Annotated in this window: 21 protein-coding genes and 1 pseudogene; 15 read left to right on the plus strand and 7 right to left on the minus strand. The window is 54.0% G+C overall.

Translation table 11 applies throughout. The annotated features are described in order from the left end of the window. The coding region (locus CF651_RS32665; RefSeq protein WP_218827850.1) for a hypothetical protein at positions 1-296 on the minus strand (296 nt) is incomplete at its 3' end. 365 nt (positions 297-661) lie between these two features. Here CF651_RS32665 and CF651_RS14895 point away from each other — a divergent pair. The 4 genes and pseudogenes from CF651_RS14895 to CF651_RS32850 form a co-directional block, all read left to right on the plus strand. Continuing rightward, positions 662-970, plus strand: coding sequence for a PadR family transcriptional regulator (locus CF651_RS14895; protein ID WP_094015661.1), 309 nt, complete (start codon positions 662-664; stop codon positions 968-970). Continuing rightward, positions 967-1,314, plus strand: coding sequence for a DUF1048 domain-containing protein (locus tag CF651_RS14900; protein ID WP_094015662.1), 348 nt, complete (start codon positions 967-969; stop codon positions 1,312-1,314). Before CF651_RS14895 ends, CF651_RS14900 begins: the two co-directional genes overlap by 4 nt. 12 nt (positions 1,315-1,326) lie before the next feature. Further along, complete coding sequence (locus CF651_RS14905; RefSeq protein ID WP_094015663.1) at positions 1,327-1,677, plus strand: DUF1048 domain-containing protein; 351 nt, start codon at positions 1,327-1,329, stop codon at positions 1,675-1,677. 42 nt (positions 1,678-1,719) lie between these two features. After that, positions 1,720-1,836: pseudogene (locus tag CF651_RS32850) on the plus strand (ABC transporter permease); the annotation flags it as partial. On the opposite strand, the gene CF651_RS31945 reads toward CF651_RS32850, so the two are convergent. Beyond that, positions 1,817-2,038, minus strand: coding sequence for a hypothetical protein (locus CF651_RS31945; RefSeq protein ID WP_144029052.1), 222 nt, complete (start codon positions 2,036-2,038; stop codon positions 1,817-1,819). The pseudogene CF651_RS32850 and the gene CF651_RS31945 sit on opposite strands and share 20 nt — an antisense overlap. Before the next feature lie 85 nt (positions 2,039-2,123). Here CF651_RS31945 and CF651_RS14910 point away from each other — a divergent pair, with 85 nt between their 5' ends. Next, positions 2,124-2,975 carry a helix-turn-helix domain-containing protein gene (locus CF651_RS14910; RefSeq protein WP_094015664.1) on the plus strand — a complete coding sequence of 284 codons (852 nt, stop codon included), beginning with the start codon at positions 2,124-2,126 and terminating at the stop codon, positions 2,973-2,975. A 61-nt stretch (positions 2,976-3,036) separates the two neighbouring features. On the opposite strand, the gene CF651_RS14915 is transcribed toward CF651_RS14910, so the two are convergent. Then, entirely contained in the window at positions 3,037-4,932 is a 1,896-nt protein-coding gene (locus CF651_RS14915) for a rhamnogalacturonan lyase (RefSeq protein ID WP_179232819.1), read from the minus strand. Between the two features lie 287 nt (positions 4,933-5,219). Between CF651_RS14915 and CF651_RS14920 the strand changes: the two genes are divergently transcribed. The 3 genes from CF651_RS14920 to CF651_RS14930 all read left to right on the plus strand — a co-directional run bounded on the left by CF651_RS14920 (position 5,220) and on the right by CF651_RS14930 (position 7,998). Next, positions 5,220-5,981, plus strand: a complete 762-nt coding sequence (locus CF651_RS14920) for a (S)-benzoin forming benzil reductase (RefSeq protein WP_094015665.1) — start codon at positions 5,220-5,222, stop codon at positions 5,979-5,981. 141 nt (positions 5,982-6,122) lie between these two features. Then, on the plus strand, positions 6,123-7,235 hold the full coding sequence (locus tag CF651_RS14925) for a glycosyltransferase family 4 protein (protein WP_094015666.1): 1,113 nt from the start codon (positions 6,123-6,125) through the stop codon (positions 7,233-7,235). Positions 7,236-7,266: 31 nt separating this feature from the next. Beyond that, complete coding sequence (locus CF651_RS14930) at positions 7,267-7,998, plus strand: YheC/YheD family protein (protein ID WP_245855921.1); 732 nt, start codon at positions 7,267-7,269, stop codon at positions 7,996-7,998. Positions 7,999-8,166: 168 nt separating this feature from the next. Here the strand turns inward: CF651_RS14930 and CF651_RS14935 are convergent, their stop codons facing one another. From CF651_RS14935 to CF651_RS14945, 3 genes are all read right to left on the minus strand, one after another. Beyond that, positions 8,167-9,678: a sensor histidine kinase gene (locus tag CF651_RS14935; RefSeq protein WP_094015668.1), complete on the minus strand. Its 1,512-nt coding sequence runs from the start codon at positions 9,676-9,678 to the stop codon at positions 8,167-8,169. A 3-nt stretch (positions 9,679-9,681) separates the two neighbouring features. Continuing rightward, complete coding sequence (locus CF651_RS14940) at positions 9,682-10,410, minus strand: response regulator transcription factor (RefSeq protein ID WP_094015669.1); 729 nt, start codon at positions 10,408-10,410, stop codon at positions 9,682-9,684. Between the two features lie 186 nt (positions 10,411-10,596). Then, positions 10,597-11,229, minus strand: coding sequence for a TetR/AcrR family transcriptional regulator (locus tag CF651_RS14945; protein ID WP_094015670.1), 633 nt, complete (start codon positions 11,227-11,229; stop codon positions 10,597-10,599). Positions 11,230-11,408: 179 nt separating this feature from the next. On the opposite strand from CF651_RS14945, the gene CF651_RS14950 reads away from it, so the two are divergent. The 5 genes from CF651_RS14950 to CF651_RS14970 all read left to right on the plus strand — a co-directional run bounded on the left by CF651_RS14950 (position 11,409) and on the right by CF651_RS14970 (position 17,495). Beyond that, on the plus strand, positions 11,409-12,911 hold the full coding sequence (locus CF651_RS14950; RefSeq protein WP_245855922.1) for an MDR family MFS transporter: 1,503 nt from the start codon (positions 11,409-11,411) through the stop codon (positions 12,909-12,911). 294 nt (positions 12,912-13,205) lie between these two features. Beyond that, positions 13,206-14,300 (plus strand): LacI family DNA-binding transcriptional regulator, encoded by a 1,095-nt coding sequence (locus CF651_RS14955; protein ID WP_179232820.1) that lies wholly within the window; start codon positions 13,206-13,208, stop codon positions 14,298-14,300. Positions 14,301-14,363: 63 nt separating this feature from the next. After that, positions 14,364-15,524: a Gfo/Idh/MocA family protein gene (locus tag CF651_RS14960; RefSeq protein WP_094015672.1), complete on the plus strand. Its 1,161-nt coding sequence runs from the start codon at positions 14,364-14,366 to the stop codon at positions 15,522-15,524. 114 nt (positions 15,525-15,638) lie between these two features. After that, complete coding sequence (locus CF651_RS14965) at positions 15,639-16,358, plus strand: ThuA domain-containing protein (RefSeq protein ID WP_094015673.1); 720 nt, start codon at positions 15,639-15,641, stop codon at positions 16,356-16,358. A gap of 33 nt (positions 16,359-16,391) precedes the next feature. Beyond that, positions 16,392-17,495, plus strand: a complete 1,104-nt coding sequence (locus tag CF651_RS14970) for a Gfo/Idh/MocA family protein (RefSeq protein WP_094015674.1) — start codon at positions 16,392-16,394, stop codon at positions 17,493-17,495. A gap of 80 nt (positions 17,496-17,575) precedes the next feature. On the opposite strand, the gene sspI is transcribed toward CF651_RS14970, so the two are convergent. Continuing rightward, the gene (gene sspI / locus CF651_RS14975) at positions 17,576-17,779 is read right to left on the minus strand and encodes a small acid-soluble spore protein SspI (RefSeq protein WP_094015675.1); all 204 of its coding nucleotides are present in this window, start codon (positions 17,777-17,779) and stop codon (positions 17,576-17,578) included. 140 nt (positions 17,780-17,919) lie between these two features. On the opposite strand from sspI, the gene CF651_RS14980 reads away from it, so the two are divergent. Beyond that, positions 17,920-18,630, plus strand: coding sequence for a potassium channel family protein (locus CF651_RS14980; RefSeq protein ID WP_094015676.1), 711 nt, complete (start codon positions 17,920-17,922; stop codon positions 18,628-18,630). Positions 18,631-18,641: 11 nt separating this feature from the next. After that, positions 18,642-19,451 carry a TrmH family RNA methyltransferase gene (locus tag CF651_RS14985; RefSeq protein ID WP_094015677.1) on the plus strand — a complete coding sequence of 270 codons (810 nt, stop codon included), beginning with the start codon at positions 18,642-18,644 and terminating at the stop codon, positions 19,449-19,451. Positions 19,452-19,505: the final 54 nt, after the last annotated feature.

A 19,505-nucleotide genomic window follows, 5' to 3' on the forward strand; every position in this document is an offset into this window, starting at 1 on the left:
TCGACCTTAGTCAGCATAGGATGAGGCGGGTGAGGAGCGTCATCGACCTTCGTAAGCATAGGATGAGGCGGATGAGGAGCGTCATCGACCTTCGTAAGCATAGGATGAGGCGGATGGGGAGCGTCATCGATCTTTGTAAGCATAGGATGAGGCGGGTGAGGAGCATCATCGACCTTCGTAAGCATAGGGTGAGGCGGATGAGGAGCATCATCGATTGCCGCCTTTGTTTGGGCTCCTATTGGCATCGCTAATATTGCCGTTGCCGCTAAACTTAATACTATTGCTTTAAAATTCATTCGTATTACCTCCATATTTGCCCTGACTGATCAGGTTAATTTTTATAATTTGTATACTATCAGAGAAGGACGCAGGTTCGATATACTCAAAAGTTTGAGTAATGGCGAATCGGATGCGCGCGAACAATTAGCGGGGACTGTACCGAGAGTAATCAAGGAAGCTGCTGCCACGGCGGTTGCGAAAGGGAATGAATGTCCATTTTTCCTTGAGTTAACAGTCAAGATAGTTGAAAATGTAAATCTGTGTCAGAGCAATGCTATTGACAGACTAACTACTTCGTGTTACTATATAGCAGTAGTAAGTAATACATGATACCAGTCATACAGAATAGCAAAGGGTGATTGTACTGGAAAACCTAACGGAAATGCTCAAAGGCGTGCTTGAGGGCTGTGTACTTGAGATTATAAGCCGCAAAGAAACCTACGGCTACGAAATCACGCGGCGGCTGAACGCTCTAGGTTTCACAGATGTTGTGGAGGGAACGGTGTACACCATTCTGATCCGGCTTGAAAAAAACAAGTTGGTGGAGATCACCAAGAAACCCTCCGACATGGGACCGCCGCGAAAGTTTTTCGCGATCAACGGCGCGGGGCGCGAGGAGTTGCGGAGGTTCTGGGAAAAATGGGAGTTCGTATCATCCAAAATTTACGAGTTAAAGGAGAAAAAACAATGAATTTTTGGGAAAAAATCACTGGCAGCGACATGACAAAAGAAATGAAAACTTTTGAATTGCGAGCCCAAAAGCTGCCAGCTGATTATCAAGCGGCATGGAAAGAAATTAATGCCAATCTCTGGCCGCATTCGGATTTTACCGGCCGCAACCTCATGCCAATTCTTGATGGTGTGCTTGGTCTGCTCGAAGAAACGGCGGCGGACGGTCAGCGTGTCCATGAGGTTTTGGGTGACGATATCAAAGGCTTCTGTTCAGCCCTGACCGGTGCAGAAGGGGCAAAGTCTTATCGCGACAAGTGGCGTGAGCAGCTTAACAATAATATCGCTAAAAAATTAGGTAAATAGGGAGCGGGTAAAATGAGAATACAAGATATCATCCAAGGCAAAAAAGAGTGGCGAGCGCATGTGGCGCGTGTCAAAGCGCTCCCGCAAGATTATCAGATTGTTTATAAAGAGATTCAAAAATATTTCTTTAAGGTCGGCCCTGTCGAGCTGACCGACGGGACCGGCTTGCTCGCGGGGATTGTTAATCTTTTCGAAGAGGGTGCGGCTTCGGGGAAAGGCGTGCTCGAAGTGACGGGCAGTGACGTGGCGGCTTTCTGCGATGATCTAATCAAAGATTCAAAAACTTACGCTGACATCTATAAACAATCTGTTGACCAGGAAGGCAACAAGACCATGAAAAAGGGCACGGACAAAAAAAAGTAAAAGGGGGATCGGGATGGGAAAAGCAATTCATGGTCATCATTCCTATTGTCAAGTCAACCGGTAGGCAATGATATCTGGATCGCTTTAGCGTGGTGTTTAGGGATAATGATCGTCGCATATCTATTTGGGGTGCGCGCATTCAAACGGAATGCAGCTTAGTGAAGTGATGTTCTATTATTCCTTTTATATCGAAGTATGAGGCATCAAAGATAACCAGGGAGCAGACTGCCACGGGTAACCTGTTCTCTTTTTTTATTGAAGTTGGCGTCAAATCGTGGATGCCGTTAAGCTGCCGGGCACGGTAGTTCAATACATCAGTAACTTCCTCAAAAGGCACCGCTTCAAATCCGCTTTTTTGCATCAAAAAATGTACCTTATATTAACAATTTTGGGTATTATTTTAGTAGAGAGAAGGGAGAGGAACTTAAAGGGAGGAATGGATAGACGTGTCCGATTGGATATATGGTTCTGCCAGGGAAAACCGGACGACCACCCCCGGAAGGCTGCTGTCCGGCCGGTATCGTCGGCCTCACGGCTACAAGGTGAAGCGGTCCAGAGGAACGAAGGATTTTTACCTGACCTTTACCTTACAGGGAAAGGGGGTATTCCACAACGGACAAGATTCCTGTGAATGCCCGCAGGGTGACATCACGCTGATTACTCCCGGAACCCCGCATTATTATGGAACGCCGGAAAATACGATATGGGAGTTTTATTGGTGTCATTTTGTCCCCAAGGAGGAATGGGTGCCGCTGCTGCAGCTGCCGGAAGCGATCAAGGGGATCCGCTGGGCCCGTTTTTCCGGCAATAAGGAAAGCTTGCGTTTGAGGCGCGCGTTCAGGAGCCTGCTTCATTATAACGAGGAAGCGAATGCTTTTGCGGAAAAATTGGCGGTTAACGCGTTGGAGGAGATTCTGCTCTTAATTTCAAAAAACAGTCGGACCGGACGGACGGAGCTATCAATGGATCCGCGTGTGGAGCAGGTGATCGAGCTGATATCGAGGCAATTTTATCGCCCGTACCGCGTCTCGGATTTGGCGGCGCTGGTGAATTTATCGCCTTCCCGGTTCACCCACCTATTCAAGCTGCAGACCGGCGAATCCGTGATGGACATGTTAAACAAAATACGTCTTCAACAGGGGAGAAAGCTGCTGGAGACGACGTCTAAAAGCATTGCTGAAATCGCTGAGGAGGTGGGCTATAACCATTCGTTTTATTTCTCGCGGCAGTTTGCTGCGTTCTATGGCAAGCCTCCGGCTCTTTTTCGGAAATACGGCTTTTCCAACAGGGATGAATGAGGAAAAGGGAGCGGCCGTAGAATCAGCCGTTCCCTTAAGGAAGCAGGATGTCTTTCAAACGTTACGGGGTAACGTAAATATTGGGCTGTGCCGGTGTCGCCATGCCGGTGCCGAGATAGAAGCTCGTATGAGGCGGCTGGTTGTAGGCGACATTTTGCCAGGCCACGTCCAACCGGTACAACGGATCATGCATCAGAGTCCACAGACGGGTGCTCGTTACGTCCGTCGTCGCGTAGATCCGTAAGGCGGTATTGTCCGACTTGCGCCAGATGACCTCTTCGCGCCAGTCCCCGAGCAGATCGGCCTGAAGGCTCGGATTGCCCTTGGTTGTGTTATTGGACAAGGTGCCTGTAGCTGTCAATAAGGTCGTCGTGTTGGATGTGGTGTAATTCCATTTATCGATCCGGCCTACGCCCTTGGAGCCGTCCCAATTATGATCCAGCAGCTCGCGGGACAAGTCGCCGTCCCACCAGATGCCGAAGTTAACCGAAGAGGGAATGGTGCTGCTGATCTTCGTGCCGTTAATTTGATACAATCCGACGCCGTTGGTCGCCCACACCTCTTCACCCGGGTATCTGGGATCGATGTCCGCAGCCATGCCTCTTCCGGTGTCGGCGCCTGTGTAAACACCCCACTGAATAGCGCCGGTACCCGCATTCCAGACGGCTGCTCCGTAAGTGGCTCCCGTGTTCTCCATTACCTTGAACACTTCAAGCCCGGTATTGTTCGGGTTCAGGTCCCCGACATGAAGGGCATCCCCGTGGCCCAGCCCGGTAGTATACAGCTTCCCGCCATTATCGTCGATGGTCATTGCGCCGTACACAATTTCATCCTTGCCGTCGCCATCGACATCTGCGGCCGTCAGGTTATGGTTGCCTTGTCCGGCATAGGCGGAGTTTCCGGAGGTGTCGGAGTCGAACGTCCACAGCTTGGAGAGCGTTCCGCCGCGCCAATTGTAGGCGACCAATACGGTGCGGGTATAATAGCCGCGGGCCATAACGAGGCTGGGCCTTTGTCCGTCCAGATAAGCAATGGTGGCCAAAAAGCGGTCCACGCGGTTCCCGTAGCTGTCACCCCAGCTGCTGACGGTACCCCGGGGCGGATCGTAATTCGTTGTCGTTAACGCCTTGCCGGTGGCTCCTTCAAAGATCGTCAAATATTCGGGGCCGCTCAGTACTCTGCCCGTCGAATTGCGGTAATCCGCAGTGGAGCTGCCGATGGTAACTCCGGTGCCGTCCTTCGTGCCGTCTGCCGTTTTCATGGCAATCTCGGCTTTCCCGTCGCCGTCCAGGTCATAAACCATAAACTGGGTGTAGTGCGCACCCGCACGGATATTTTTACCTAGACCGATCCGCCAAAGCCGGGTGCCGTTGAGCTTGTAGGCATCGACAAACACTTCGCCGGTATAACCGTCCTGCGAGTTGTCCTTGGAATTGGACGGGTCCCATTTCAAAATAATTTCGTACTGGCCGTCGCCATCCAAATCGCCGACACTGGCATCGTTGGCATTATAGGTATAGGCGACGTTATCCGGCGTGGTCCCTCCAGCAGGCTGCTGAATGGGGACGTCCAAATAATTGGCAGCCCATGGCGTGACCGCTGCCGAAGCAGCCTGCTCCGTGCCGTCTACGATAGCGCGGACCGTATAGCTGGAGCTGGTGGTTCCTGCTGTATCCAGGTAGTTCGTGCTGGATGTGATGGGGGAGGCATTGAGCTTCACACCGTTGCGGTACAGATTGAAGGACACGCTGGATGCCTCCGTGCCAAGCAGCCTCCAGCTGATCAGGACACCGGTTCCGGTCTTGACAGCGACGAGCCCCCGGTCGAGCTTTTCCATTTGCCTGGCCACAGCGGCATGAGCGGCGGGAGGTGCCGGGAGGCCAAGGGAGGTAAGGAGCAGAGAGCCTAGTGCGATGAAGCAGAACGATTTTTTCCAGCGAGGAACGGATTTGAGCATAGCAACAGCCTCCTTGAATAATTGGGATTGCTGGGTGTATGCACCCACATTATGAATGCGCTTACATTATATATTATATCGCGGTCCCGGAGCCGCTTTAATGCAGATAATGGCTATTTTTCTGCACAAAACGGCTATCTCCTTTACTCAGACAAGCGAAGGCCTTTGTGAAGGACGGCACAGCCGCATAGCGGCCCGGGAAAGCGGGATCGATTTCACGATACAACCGGAGGTGTGCTACCATAAGGGGAAACGAACATTTTAATGGAAAAGAGGTTGAGGCTGTTATGCATTACTACATCATCACAGGAGGCTCGAAGGGCCTTGGCGCCGCGATCGTCTCGCAGCTGCTGCAGCAGGGCGCTGCGGTACATTGCATCGCCCGCAGCGCCCGGGAGAGCTTGCGGCCGCCGGCGCTTCCGCAAGGCGCCTCGCTTACGTTTCACGCGCACGATCTCGCGCAGACGGAAGCGCTGGATTCGCTCCTGGCGCAGATCCTCGGCGCCATGCAGCTCGATGCAGCGGACTCCGTCACGCTCATCAATAATGCAGGGACGCTCGAGCCGATGACCACCATCGGCCGGGTGGCTCCCGAGGACCTGCAGCGCAGCCTGCAGGTCAATCTTGTCGCGCCGATGCTGCTGGCGAACAGCTTCATCCGGCAGACGCAAGCGCTGCCGATCCGCAAGCGGGTCGTGAACATTTCCTCGGGCGCGGGCAGGAAGCCTTATCCCGGCTGGGGTGCATATTGCACGGCCAAAGCCGGGCTTGACATGCTGACGCGCTGCGTCGGCGTCGAGCAGGAGACACAGACGTACCCGGTCGAGATGTATGCTATCGCACCGGGTGTCGTTGACACGGACATGCAGCAGAGCATCCGTGCGACGGCTGCGGAGGATTTTCCGCAGCGGGGCCGTTTCATCCTGCTGAAGGAGCAAGGGGAGCTGCAGACCCCGGAGGCGACGGCGCATCAGCTTATTGCATTGCTGGACGCGGATGCCTTCGTACAAGGCGAAATTGCCGATCTTCGTACGAAAACGAAATCCTGAGCCCACCCTGCCTAGGACCTTGACCTGCTGTTGTACCTCGCGACCGGTTCTTTAAGGATAGGCGTCTGCCCTTAACCATAGCCCGGGTTGAAGCATACAATATGGTGTTTCAACTACCTCGAAGGGCAGGCGTGTTGTCCCATGCGAATCCTGATCATTGCACCCGAGCAAATTCCGGTCCCGCCGGTCATGGGGGGTTCCGTGGAAATATGCATTTTTGCCATCGCCAAGAAACTGGCTCGTCAGCACGAGGTTACCGTCATTAGCCGCAAGCATGGCAGCTACCCGAAGCGGTCGGTCATCGGGGGCGTGAACATTGTGCGCGTGCCGACGGGCAGCCCCAAGACCTATTTGTCCCATGTAAAGTCTTATCTTTCCGGCAAAAGCTATGATTGGATCCAGATAGATAACCGTCCCCGTTTTCTCCATGCTATCAAGCAAATGTTTCCCCATACACCGGTTTCCTTGTTCCTGCATTCCCTTACCTTTGTTTCTTCTCCGCGCTTATCCCGCAAGGAAGGAGCGGTTTATTTACGCAAGGCGGATTTGATCATTGCCAACAGCGCCTCCCTTAAAAGAGAGCTGTCCCGCCGTTTCCCCGGAGCTGCCGGACGCATTCGTAAAGTGTGGCTCGGCGTGGATGTGGAGCGCTTCCGCCCGGCAAAGCGAAAGCAGGCCGGCAGCTATACACTGCTGTTTGCTGGCAGAATCATTCCGCGCAAGGGCATTCCCGTCCTGCTGAAAGCGGTACACCTGGCCAAAAAACGATCGAGCCGCCTGAAGCTGCTGATTGCCGGAGGCTCGAATAACAAAGGCTACGGGCGGCAAATGCGCTCCTTATCCAAAAGGCTTGGCGTCAGCGCGACGTTTCTCGGAACGATTCCGCATCGCCGGATGCACAAGATTTATGCGCGTGCCGATTGCTTCGTATGCCCTTCACAGGGACATGAAGCTTTCGGGCTGGTCAATGTGGAAGCGATGGCCTCCGGTCTTCCCGTTATCGCTTCCGACAACGGAGGGATTAAAGAGATTGTAAAGCATCAGCGCAATGGTCTGCTTGTCCGCAATTACAAACATGCGGGAGCCTTCGCGGAGGCGATCGTCAAACTGGCGGGAAGCCGGAAGCTGACGCGGCAGCTGGGGGCCATGGCGCGCAAAGACAGTGTGCGGCTGTTCAGCTGGCAGGCGACAGCGTCGAGGCTGCAGAGCATCTACCGCTCGGCTGCTGCAAAGCAAAAAAAGAAAGGTGGATAATATGAACAGGTGCAAGGGAGCAAGACATGTCATGAGCAAATGGAAAAAAACACGGGTTCTGTGGAAGAAGGCGGAGCTGCGCTCGAATATACCCGAGACTCGCAAAATGACGCGGGAAACGTTAAAGGAGATGCTGAACCGGTACCAGATGGTGTATGTGAAGCCGGATGTCGGCACCTATGGTAACGGGGTCATGCGTGTTGAAATGAAGGAAAACGGCGGGGGATACCGTTATCAAAACGGCTTGAAGGTCAGAAGCTTTACCAGCTTCGATCCGATGTTCGAATCGATCCGCAAGCATACAAGACGGAGACGTTATCTTGTCCAGAAGGGAATCCACCTGACCAGGTATCGCAAACGACGCTTCGATATCCGCGTTATGGTCCAGCAATCCCCTAAGCGCAAATGGGAGGCGACAGGGGTCATCGGACGGGTAGGGGACCCGCGCAAGGTGGTGACCAATGTCCATAACGGCGGCAAAATCACGCCCATAGAGACGCTATTGGCAGCTTATATGCCCGACAAGCAAAAGCGGGTATTCGTATCCAGGCTGAAGAAGCTGGGGACGATGGCGGCGAAGCAGCTGCACAGGCAGTTTCGCGGGATCAAAGAAATCGGGCTCGACGTGGCGCTGGACCGCCAGCTTCATCCGTGGGTGCTTGAGGCCAATACGTGCCCTGACCCGTATATATTCAACAAATTGAAGGATAAACGAATTTTCGGCAAAATCGCACGTTATGCGAGGGCCTACGGGCGGATTTGAGGAAAAGTCTGCTTTCTGCCTTGCAGGACAACAAGCCAAAGAGCCCTGTGAAAGGGCTTTTTGGATGGAAGGGAAGGGGGCCCCGCTCGGGCTGCCCCCACGAGCAGAATGACACTTGCACGACGGCGGTCCGCTGATTCATGCGGCAAGCCACACAACCTTATGGGCTTACTCTGCCCCTCCCTTCGCCGGCTTTGTCTCCTCCTGAGCTGCGGGGAGGGGAAGCTGCGAATTCATTTTGGGCAGTGTGATATAAATGGTGGTGCCGATTCCCGGCGTGCTCTCTGCGGTAATCGTGCCTTCATGCGCTTCGACCAGCTGCTTCACGATGGACAAGCCCAGACCGGTTTCGCTGCTGCTTTTGGTGCGGGAAGGATCGGCTTTGTAAAATCGCTCCCAGATGAGCGACAATTCTTCTGGGGTCATCCCTCGGCCCGTATCAGTGATTTCTATCATCGTTTCCGTCTCGTTGTCCGAGCCCTTCAAACGAATGGAGCCGTATTCCGTAAATTGCAGGCTGTTTTTCACGAGATTAATCAGAATTTGGGTCAGGCGGTCATAATCGCCGTACACGGACAGATCGGGATCGCAGTCGATATCGATCCGCAGGTGCTTGGCTTCGATAAGAACCTCCAATGATTCCACTATCATTTCCAACAAGTCTCTTAACGCGTTGCGTTTTTTGTGCAGGGTGATCATGCCGGCTTCAATCTTCTCCATATCGAGCAGCTCGTTAATCAGGCGGATGAGCCGGAACGTTTCTTTTTCGATGATGCCGTAGTACTTGTATTTGTCCTCCGGCTGTGTCACGAGGCCGTTCTTCAAGCCCTCGATGATGCCGCGAATGGAGGTCAGCGGGGTCCGGAGCTCATGCGTGACGTCCATAATAAAATGGCGGCGGCGGTTCTCGTACTGTTGCAGCTTGTTGGAGGCTGCCTCCAGCCGGATCGCCATCGTGTTGAAATCGGCGGACAATTCCCCCAGCTCGTCCGAGCGCTGCACCGGGAGTCTGGAGGCATAGTTGCCGGAGGCAATCTGGCGCGTGGCCCGCCGGAGGGCACGGATGCTTTTGCTCATATTGCGGGAAAAAAGCCAGCTGACCAGCACGGCCAGCACAAAGACGATAAGCACCATGTAGATCAGGGCTTCGTTAAACGTTTGCAGCGTTACCTCATAGCCCTGCAGCGGGGAAAAGACGAATAAGAACATGTCGCCCTTCAAGCTTTTAGCCCGGATCGGCTTGGAGACGACGACCAGAGGCTCGTTATCCGTGCTGTTCAATATAAAGCTCTCGTTATCCTTCATTGTAAAAATTCGCTGCCGCATGTCGTCCAAAAAAAGCTTCTCCCGGTAAGGAGCAGGCATTTTCGGATCGCGGTATACGATCTCGCCTGACTTATCCAGAAGAATGAATGAAATTTTTCGTTCGCTCAGCAGATTACGATAGGCCTGGATGGCAGCGGTAGGTTCCACGTCCTCCTTGACCAGGAGTCTCACGATGCCTTTGCCGGCGCTAGTCAGTTCACTGGTTTCGAGCTCGAGCGCCTGCTGCTTCATGAAATAGACGAAGCCGGAGGCCAGCGCGCCGAGAATGAGCAGGGATACCATCAAATGGCTGACAAACTGCCTTGCAAAAAAAGTGAAGCGGTAACGAAATCCCGGTTGACCCTGAACCTTCATGCACTATTCCTCCAGCTTGTAGCCTACACCCCATACCGTCACGATCAGGGAGCAATCCGGCACCGAGATTTTGTTCCGCAGCCGTTTGATATGCACATCGACGGTTCGTTCTTCCCCCAGGTAATCGTATCCCCAAATGCTCTCGAGCAGCTGCTCGCGGGTAAATACCTTCTTCGGATAACGGACGAACAGGCAGAGCAGTTCAAATTCTTTGGGCGTTAAATTCGTAATCACATGACCTTGTATGATGGCCGTCCGGGCTTCAAGCTGAATGGTAATGTGCTTGTGCTTAAGCGTCTGAAAGCCGTTATCCGGTTCCTCGCCCCCCTCGGATGAGGAAGTGCCCTGAAGCTCGGAGCCTGCGGTGCCGCTCGCTTTGTAACGGCGGAGCACGGCTTTCATTCTGGCGATAAGCTCCATGGGGCTGAAAGGCTTTGTGACATAGTCATCTGCCCCCAGCTCAAGTCCTTGAATCCGGTCCTGCTCCTGATCGCGTGCCGTGAGCAGAATGATCGGCGTCTCCCGCTGCTTGCGCAGATCGCGGCACAGGCTTACGCCGTCTTTGCCGGGCAGCATCCAATCGAGGATGACAAAGTCCCAGTCTTCTTGCTCCAGCCGACGCTGAGCGGTTAATCCATCATGGACAAATGTCGTATTATACTGCTCCTTCTGGAAAAATAGCTGCAGCATTTCACAAACGGAAAGATCGTCTTCGGCCACAAGCAGCTTCACATCGAACACGCTCCTTGATTATCAGCATAGTTAGTTCAAGCATAGTCGATTCCGGCCTGGAATAGCAAGATGTGCGGCCGGGGAGGCGCAGGTGACCGCATTGCGGAGTTGCGGCGGAGACGGGAGGGAGGAGCGGGCCGGTGCCAAACCAGGTTACCTGTGGCAAACAGCCGCGTAGAAGCGGACCTACGGACGCGGTGGACCGAGATCCGGCTGGAGCGACAAGTGCGTAGGCCCAAGGAGATGCAGACGCTTCAGCTGCAGAGCCATATAAGTGGGGGAATAAGGCATATTGTGGTCCAGCCAGTGCTTCATAATACCGATGTGGGCGGCTGTCGCGTAGCGGATGATGAACTCGCGGGGAAGCAAGAGGTGCTGTTCATCGGGTTGGGCCAGCGTCTGCCTTTCGAACAGCGCCAACCGGATGACCCCCTCCATTCGTTCGGCGAAGCCCGGGATGCCGTTATGACTTAGCATAACCTTATAAAATGTGGCGTTAGTGGAGATATGCTCGAATTGGCGGATAAATGAAACCGGCGGCTCATCGGTGTTCATATTGAGTTGTTCCGCCGAAAAGTCAGGCGGCAGCTGCATCGCCTTCTGCAGCTGATCCAGCATGTGGTCGGTAAGCTTCTCCAGAAGATCGTACTTGTCTTTATAGTGCAGGTAAAACGTTGCTCTGTTTATCACAGCGCGGGCGGTAATATCGCGCACTGTCATCTTGTCAAAGCCCTTCTCACCCATCAGCGAGATGAAGGCATCATCTATGGCGCGCAGGGTCCGTTGGATTCGAAGGTCGGTTGAAGCTTCATTATTCATCCTTTTGTCCTCCTATGTGTCTATTATGTAGAGGATGTTCAACAGTCTGGACTGAGGTGTCAATTATGCGATACTTCTTCATTTTTTGACGGTTGAAGGTCAACGCTATGCCGTTTAATATAATCCACACAGAATTGTTAAAACGACACTGTGTCGATTATATTCGGAGGTGCATCATTTTGTCCAATGAAAAAACGAATACGAAATGGGTGACGGCAGGCTTGCTGCTGGGTCTGGTCCTGTCTTCCTTGGATCAAACAATTGTAGCGGCGTCGCTGCCTACGATTACGAAGCAGCTGGGGGGATTCTCTCTTTACAGCTGGGTGTTTACCGTTTACATGCTTGCTTCGACAGTCATGATGCCTATTTATGGCAAGCTTGCCGACCTCTTCGGACGCAAGCGCGTTTTCCTGGGCGGTTTGTCTTTATTTTTACTGGGATCGTTATTATGCGGCTGTGCTCATTCGATGTACGAGTTAATCGCCTTTCGCTGTATTCAGGGACTGGGCGCCGGTGCTTTGATGCCGGTCGCGTTCACGATCATCGCAGATATTTACCCGCCTGAGCAGCGGGTAAAATTTATGGGCTTGTTCAGTACGGTGTTCGCCGCTTCCAGTATAGGCGGACCGGTTCTTGGGGGGCTGCTGGCCGCGTGGAGCTGGAGGTGGATTTTCCTCATGAATTTGCCCATCGGCCTGCCCGCGCTTCTCCTGCTGGCTGCTGCTTTGAAGGAAACGCAGCCTCTGCGCAGCAGACCGAAGATCGACTGGTCGGGAGCGGCCGCTTTTGCCGGCAGTGTCGTCGCGCTGCTTCTCGCCCTGGTGCTGGGAGGCAACGAGTATGCTTGGGGCAGCCCCGTCAACTTGGGCTTATGGATCACGGGTGGAGCGCTTCTCGGGGTGTTTATTTGGGTGGAGGCCAAGGCGAAGGAGCCGATGATGCCCATGCGGCTTTTTACCCTTCGAACGGTGACCTGCAGCCATATCGCCGGATTTTTTATCAATGCGGCTTTGTTCGGAGCTATCGCGTATATTCCGTTGTTCGTGCAGGGGGTGATCGGGGTTAGCTCCGTGGTGACCGGCTATATTTTGGTGCCGTTCATGCTGGCGACGGTTGTCACAATGACAGGGTGCAGGCGATGGATGATGAAGGTTTCCTACCGCACGATTTTGGTGATGAGCTTATCCTGCACGCTGGCCGGCTTTCTGCTGTTTTCCCGCATGGATATGGATACAACAACGCTGGAAATCGTCATATATATGCTGGTTGCCGGGTTCGGAGCGGGCGCGGTGTTTCCGGCACTTGGAACGGCGGCGCAGCATGCCGTCGAGTGGAGCCTGCGCGGGGCGGCAACATCGTCGAACCAGTTTTTCCGGTCCGTTGGCGGCACCATTGGCGTCAGTATCATGGGCGGGATGCTATCAAGGGGGATCGCCGACCGGTTAGAGGCATCGAAGGCGGCAGGGCTGGACATCCAAGGGCTCTCCGATCCCGAAACGGTATTGAACGGGGAGCTTCGGCTCCAGCTGCCGGAGTCCGCCCTGCAGGAATTGCAAAGAGCCTTTAGCGGAGCGCTTCATGATGTGTTTCTGTTCGCCTCTCTGCTGGTTGCCGTCAGCCTGCTGGCGAGCGCTGCGATGGGCAAGGCGAGGCTGATTTCCCGAAACGGAGAGTCTTCCTGAGCGGAGGGACTGTGCGCGGGTGCGGGACCCGGCTTCAGGTTTGAAGGCCGGTCCTACCCACGATAAAACCGTTCAAATATTCGTTCGTGCTCTCCTGCAATGCCTCTCCCTTTATCCGTTACCGTAATGCACACCTGAGCTGTAGTGAGATTCATTGTCTAAGGGTGATTATAGCCAAAAATGCAATTGACAGAACAGCTCCCTCATGAGAGAATGAACGCGTGTACATTTTCATTCATAAGACTGTAGAGCCTAAATCATGTCTATGATGTCTTTCCTATACAGCTATGAACCATGGTTTGGCTTCATTACAGTTATTTTTCCGAAGGGAGGGTTCCCGTTATCGTTACAAGAAAGGAAGTCGCTGAGCTGGCGGGCGTATCCGAGGCTACCGTATCCCGGGTGTTCAACGGCGTAGGGCCGATGAAAGAGGAGACGAAGCAGCGGGTGCTGGAAGCAGCCAAGACATTAAACTATCATCCCAACGCTATTGCTCAGAACTTTGCCCGCCGCCGGAGCGGCAATTTGGGCGTCGTTCTTCCTTATGTTCCGAAGGTTCATTTATTTTCTACGTATTTCTTCTCTGAAATTTTGAGCGGGATCGGCGCGAAGGTGAAGGAGAAGGGCTATGACCTGCTGCTGCTGCTGCGTTCCCCGGATGAGGAAAGCGATTACATCGATATGTTTCGTTCGCAAAAGGTGGACGCTTGCATTATTCTGGGTGCTACCGATACCCCCCGCGAGCTGGAGCAGCTGAAGCGGCTGGAGGAGGGAGGGCATCCCTTCTGCCTCGTGAATCAGCATTTCAGAGGCGAGCAGTTCAATGAAGTCGATGCAGATCACAAGACGGGGAGCTATATTGCAGTCCGGCATTTGCTGGACCGGGGGCATCGGCGAGTTGCCTTCCTGAACGGCTCGCCGCAATTTTCAAGCAGCGGCGACCGCTTGGAGGGCTACCGGCAGGCGATGCGCGAAGCGGGGCTGCTCCCGGGGGGGATGGATGCGCTTTCGCCGCATCTGTACTATGAAGGCAACTACAGCCGCACCAGCGGCTATCGGGCAGCCGCCCAGATCTACGAGCATCGTCACGAGATCGATGCGGTGTTCGCGGCCAACGACCGGATGGCGATCGGTCTGATGCAGGGCTTGCGCGAGCTGGGCTGGGAGGCCGGACGGGACCTGGCGGTTGTCGGCTACGACAATTCCGACGCCGCCCGAGTGACCGATCCGCCGCTGACCAGCGTGGCGGTTCCTTTTTACGAGATGGGCAGTCTGGCAGCCGAGAAGCTGTTGTCCCGGATTGGCGGGGACGCTGCTTCCAAAGGGACGTTCCAAGTCAAGGTCGATACGGAGCTGGTTATCCGTCAATCTTGCGGCAGGCGGAGCTAGGACGCGCAATTCCGGCGTAGAGTACACCGGATTTTCAAACTATTGAATGGGGGAAGCAGGCAGATGAAGCAAATCAACATTGGGATGGTTGGATATAAGTTTATGGGCAAGGCGCACAGCCATGCGTACCGTGATTTACATATGTTTTTTCCGAAGGTGGCGAAGCCCGGCATGAAGCTGATTTGCGGCCGCGACGAAGCGGGCGTGGCCCAGGCGGCAGAGCAGTTCGGCTGGGAAGGCTATGTGACCGATTGGCGGGAGCTATTGCAGCGGGACGATATTGATGTGATCGATATCAACGCGCCGAGCGATGCGCATAAGGAAATTGCGCTGGCCGCAGCGAAGGCGGGCAAGCATCTGTTCTGCGAGAAGCCGCTGGCACTCACGCTGGAGGATTCGCGCGACATGCTGCAAGCGGCGGAAGCGGCGGGCGTGAAGCATATGGTCGGCTTTAACTACCGTTTTGCGCCGGCTGTGCAGTTGGCCAAGAAGCTCATTGACGAAGGGCGGCTCGGTCAAATCTATCATTTCCGCGCGTGGTTCCTGCAGGACTGGATCGTGGACCCGGACTTCCCGCTCGTCTGGAGACTGCAGAAGGAAATTGCCGGCTCCGGCTCCCACGGAGATCTTGGCGCTCACCTGATTGACCTGTCGCATTATTTGATCGGCGGCATGAGTGAAGTGATCGGTATGAGCGAAACTTTCGTCAAAGAGCGGCCGATGCCGACCTCGATGACAGGCCTCAGCGCCAAAGGCAGCAAGGATGCGCCCAAAGGGCCGGTCACGGTAGACGATGCGACGCTGTTCTTGAGCCGCTTCGAGAACGGAGCTCTTGGCAGCTTTGAGGCGACGCGTTTTGCGCCGGGGCACCGCTGTACGAATGCTTTTGAAATTAACGGCAGCAAAGGCAGCGTCAAGTTCGACTTTGAACGGATGAATGAGCTTCAGGTGTATTTCACTGACGATGCGGAGGATGTACAGGGCTTCCGCCGCGTGTTGGCGACGGATCCGGCGCATGCTTATATGGACGCCTGGTGGCCTGCGGGACATACGATCGGCTACGAGCATACGTTTGTCCATGAGGTTGTGGAGCTGATGCAGGCGCTGGAGCAGAATCGCCAGCCGGTTCCGAATTTCGTCGATGGGGTGAAGTGCCAGGAAGTGCTGGAGGCCGTTGACCGTTCCATCGCAGAGCGGCGCTGGGTCCGTATTGACGAAGTGTAGCATGATGCAGCACGGTTTGTAACCTTACGCGATTTTTAATATTAATAGAAGAAACAAGACGGTTTCCCGAATTTGCAGGGTCATGGAACGAAGACAAAGGAGCGTGTAGAAGGCATGAAAAAAGCACTGATCGTGCAAGGCGGCTGGCAGGGGCATCAGCCGAAGGAAGTATCTGAAATTTTCCGTTCCGTATTGGAGGAAGAGGGCTTTGAGGTCGAGGTGTCCGATACGCTGGATTCTTTCTCGGACGGTGACAAGCTGCTGGCGCTGGACCTGATCGTGCCGGTATGGACGATGGGGGAAATCACCAAAGAGCAGGCGGGCAACGTCTCTAGAGCGGTTCAAAGCGGGGTTGGCCTGGCAGGCTGTCACGGCGGGATGTGCGATTCGTTCCGCAACAATGTGGATTGGCAGTTCATGACCGGGGGGCAGTGGGTTGCGCATCCGGGCAATGACGGCGTCGAGTACACCGTTAATATTTGTAACACCTCCAGTCCGCTGGTGGAAGGTATTGAGGATTTTGCGGTGAAAAGCGAGCAGTATTACCTGCACGTCGATCCTGCGGTGGAAGTGCTGGCGACAACCCGGTTTCCGGTTGTGGAAGGACCGCATTCATTGAATAAAGCCGTGGATATGCCCGTGGTGTGGACCAAGCGTTGGGGCGTAGGACGTGTGTATTACAACTCGCTGGGCCATCAAGCGAATATCGTCGATATGCCGCAGGTGAAGCTGATGATGCGACGCGGCTTCCTTTGGACGGCTGAAGGCAAATCGCTTGCCGCTAGTGCAGGCGCAGGCAGCGTGAAATATACAGGCATGGGCGACAGCAACTAATTATCAAACCTGGAACGGGGGACAAGAAAAGCAATGGAAAAAGTCAGAGTAGGTATCGTCGGCTGCGGTAAGATTAGCGGCATCTATTTTAAAAACTGCAGTCAATTTTCCGCGTTGGAAGTGACGGCTTGCGCCGATTTGAACGTGGCGCGTGCCCAAGCCAGCGCAGAAGAATATGGTATTGCCAAAGCGTGCTCTGTCAGCGAGCTGCTGGCCGACCCGGATATCGATCTCATCATTAACTTGACGATCCCTGCGGCACATGCGGAAGTGTGCATTCAAGCGCTTGAAGCAGGCAAGCATGTATATGTGGAGAAGCCATTGGCCGTAACCCGCGAAGAAGGGCAGCGAATTTTGGCTGTAGCTAGACAAAAAGGACTGCTGGTCGGAAGTGCGCCGGATACGTTCCTTGGCGGAGGGATTCAAACCTGCATCAAGCTGATTGAGGACGGCTGGATCGGCACGCCGATAGCTGCGAGCGCATTCATGATTGGCCGCGGCCACGAGCATTGGCATCCGGACCCGGAGTTTTATTATGCGCTCGGCGGCGGTCCGATGTTCGACATGGGACCGTATTATTTGACCGCCTTGGTCGCTATGCTGGGACCGATTGCGAGAGTAACGGGTTCGGCGCGTATTTCGTATCCGGAGCGGACGATCATGAGCGAGCCGAAATTCGGACAGACGATTAAAGTCGAAACCGCCACGCATGTAGCTGGAGTTTTGGACTTCCACAGCGGGGCTATCGGGACAATAATTACCAGCTTCGATGCATTCGGGGGCAGTCAATTGCCGAGAATCGAAATTTATGGCAGTCAAGGCACGTTAAGCGTTCCCGATCCGAATACATTCGGCGGCCCTGTCCTGCTTCGTCGCAGCGATGCGAAGGAGTTCAGTGAAATCCCGTTAACCCATGGCTATGCGGTCAACAGCCGCGGGCTGGGCGTACTGGACATGGCGTATGCGATCCGAAACGGCCGGTTGAACCGGGCAAACGGACAATTGGCGTATCACATCCTGGAGGCGATGCATGGCTTCCATGATGCTTCCGAGCAGGGCAAGCATTATCTGATGCAGAGCACCTGCGAAAAACCGAAGGCCATGCCGACGGGTCTTGTAAAAGGTATGCTGGACTAATAAATACCGCGCTCTGAACTAAAGCGGATGGGATAGCCCATTCTTTAGCCAGAGCGCGTTTTTAGCAGCAATAATAAAAGTTAACTCAAATGTTCTTTGAGCGTGGTCACCAGCTGATTCTGAACCTCCGCTTCGCTATTCTGCCAAATAATCTCGAACAGCACCCCTAAGCCGGGCAGCACCTGCTCTTGGCCCCCAATGGAATCCTCAATCACCCCGAATAGCTCCTCATTGTTCTTGTCCGTTACTCGTTGAATGATGGCTTGTCTAAGGTTTAAGTTCATGAATAGTATCCTCGCTTTTCATCTCATGGTTTACCTGATTACTATGCTCCATTTGTCCTGGAATCATGCTTGCGTTATGATCGGTTCAAATTATGGTATAATAAAAGGATGCAGGCAGCAGACGAAGCCAGTTATCCTTGATGCTTACTACAAGCTTTTCCCGAAGGAAATCGGTAAGGAGTGAATCTCACATGAAAAAGCAATTTGCGGTCATCGGCATGGGACGATTCGGCATCAGTATTGCCAAAACATTGTCTGAGCTGGGCTTTGAAGTATTAGCGATTGACAGCAGTGAGCAGCGGACACAGGAAATATCCAACATCGTGACCCATGTCGTCCAAGCGGATTCTACGGATGAGGATGCGCTGCGGGCGCTGGGACTGCGCAATTTTGACGTGGTCATTGTGGCGATCGGACAGGATATCCAATCCAGCATCTTAACGACGATTATTCTTAAAGAAATCGGTGTGCCGAAAGTCATCGTCAAAGCGCAAAATGAGCTGCACGGCAAGGTCGTCAAAAAGATCGGTGCCGATAAAGTCATCTACCCGGAGCGCGATATGGGGATGCGTGTCGCCCATCATTTGATCTCATCCAGTATTATTGATTATATCGAGCTTTCGGATGACCATAGTATCGTAGAAGTACGGGCATCGCGGTCCATGGTTGGCAAAAGCCTGCGTGAGCTGGACATTCGCGCCAAGTACGGCTGTAATGTAATGGGCATCAAAACCGGTGATAAAATGAATATTGCCCCTTCGGCGGAGGATCTGATCAAGGAGGATGACATTCTGATCGTGGTGGGCAAAAATGTAGATTTGCAAAATTTCGAAAAAACATTTGCGGAGTAGAGTATATCCTTATGATACATGATTCGGTTATTACATCCGTCCATAATGCAAGAGTGAAAGCATGGACGCAATTATTAGAGAAAAAAGGTCGGGACAAGCAGGGACAATTCGTGATTGAAGGCGTCCACCTGGTTCAGGAAGCGATGGCTGCCACTGTGCCGATCGAGACGATTGTATACTCGGAGGAGCGGGTTCACCTTCTTCCGAAGGAGCTGCTGGAGCAGGCTCATGAGCAGGGGATCGAGTGCATTGCAGTCACCGAGCAGGTGCTCGGCAAATGCACGGATACGCAATCGCCTCAAGCGTTGCTGGCGGTGCTGCCTAAGCTCGCTTGGCAGGCGGAGCAGCTGCTGGATACGGGGGAGGGGCCGGGGCTGGTCGTCGTCATCGATGGTATTCAGGACCCGGGGAATCTCGGGACCATCATCCGCAGCGCTGACGCTGTAGGTGCCACCGGCGTGCTGCTTGGCCGCGGCACGGTTGATTTGTACAACCCGAAAACCGTACGCTCCACGATGGGATCGCTGTTTCACCTGCCCATTGCCCAGGGCGAGCTGCTGGAGGCCCTTCCGCAGGCTGCGGCGCAGGGAGTCGCAATTGTGACGACGAGCTTGCAGGGCTCGACGAGCTGCTACAACTATGACTTCACCCAGGATGTGTGGTTCGTCATCGGCAATGAAGGGCAAGGCGTGTCACAGGCTGTGGCCGGGTTGGCTACGCAGCATGTTCTTATCCCGATGCGCGGACAGGCGGAATCGCTGAACGCCGCGATGGCGGCAACGGTCGTGCTGTTCGAGGCGATGCGGCAGCGGGGAGTTTAACTAAACAATAATAGTTCGGATGTGAGTTGTAATTCAGGTTGTCACCGTTTGTAA

The organism is Paenibacillus rigui (assembly GCF_002234615.1).
Taxonomy (GTDB): Bacteria; Bacillota; Bacilli; order Paenibacillales; family NBRC-103111; genus Paenibacillus_S; species Paenibacillus_S rigui.

Excerpts from the sequence above, each read along its gene's own strand:
- CF651_RS14895 (WP_094015661.1), top strand. The coding sequence starts at position 662 with ATGCTCAAAGGCGTGCTTGAGGGCTGTGTACTTGAGATTATAAGCCGC.
- CF651_RS14915 (WP_179232819.1), bottom strand. The coding sequence starts at position 4,932 with ATGCTCAAATCCGTTCCTCGCTGGAAAAAATCGTTCTGCTTCATCGCA.
- CF651_RS14985 (WP_094015677.1), top strand. The coding sequence starts at position 18,642 with ATGATACATGATTCGGTTATTACATCCGTCCATAATGCAAGAGTGAAA.
- CF651_RS31945 (WP_144029052.1), bottom strand. The coding sequence starts at position 2,038 with ATGCAAAAAAGCGGATTTGAAGCGGTGCCTTTTGAGGAAGTTACTGAT.
- CF651_RS14980 (WP_094015676.1), top strand. The coding sequence starts at position 17,920 with ATGCTTACTACAAGCTTTTCCCGAAGGAAATCGGTAAGGAGTGAATCT.
- CF651_RS14955 (WP_179232820.1), top strand. The coding sequence starts at position 13,206 with ATGGTTTGGCTTCATTACAGTTATTTTTCCGAAGGGAGGGTTCCCGTT.
- CF651_RS14965 (WP_094015673.1), top strand. The coding sequence starts at position 15,639 with ATGAAAAAAGCACTGATCGTGCAAGGCGGCTGGCAGGGGCATCAGCCG.
- CF651_RS14935 (WP_094015668.1), bottom strand. The coding sequence starts at position 9,678 with ATGAAGGTTCAGGGTCAACCGGGATTTCGTTACCGCTTCACTTTTTTT.
- sspI (WP_094015675.1), bottom strand. The coding sequence starts at position 17,779 with ATGAACTTAAACCTTAGACAAGCCATCATTCAACGAGTAACGGACAAG.
- CF651_RS14925 (WP_094015666.1), top strand. The coding sequence starts at position 6,123 with ATGCGAATCCTGATCATTGCACCCGAGCAAATTCCGGTCCCGCCGGTC.
- CF651_RS14920 (WP_094015665.1), top strand. The coding sequence starts at position 5,220 with ATGCATTACTACATCATCACAGGAGGCTCGAAGGGCCTTGGCGCCGCG.
- CF651_RS14900 (WP_094015662.1), top strand. The coding sequence starts at position 967 with ATGAATTTTTGGGAAAAAATCACTGGCAGCGACATGACAAAAGAAATG.
- CF651_RS14960 (WP_094015672.1), top strand. The coding sequence starts at position 14,364 with ATGAAGCAAATCAACATTGGGATGGTTGGATATAAGTTTATGGGCAAG.
- CF651_RS14930 (WP_245855921.1), top strand. The coding sequence starts at position 7,267 with ATGAGCAAATGGAAAAAAACACGGGTTCTGTGGAAGAAGGCGGAGCTG.
- CF651_RS14905 (WP_094015663.1), top strand. The coding sequence starts at position 1,327 with ATGAGAATACAAGATATCATCCAAGGCAAAAAAGAGTGGCGAGCGCAT.
- CF651_RS14945 (WP_094015670.1), bottom strand. The coding sequence starts at position 11,229 with ATGAATAATGAAGCTTCAACCGACCTTCGAATCCAACGGACCCTGCGC.
- CF651_RS14970 (WP_094015674.1), top strand. The coding sequence starts at position 16,392 with ATGGAAAAAGTCAGAGTAGGTATCGTCGGCTGCGGTAAGATTAGCGGC.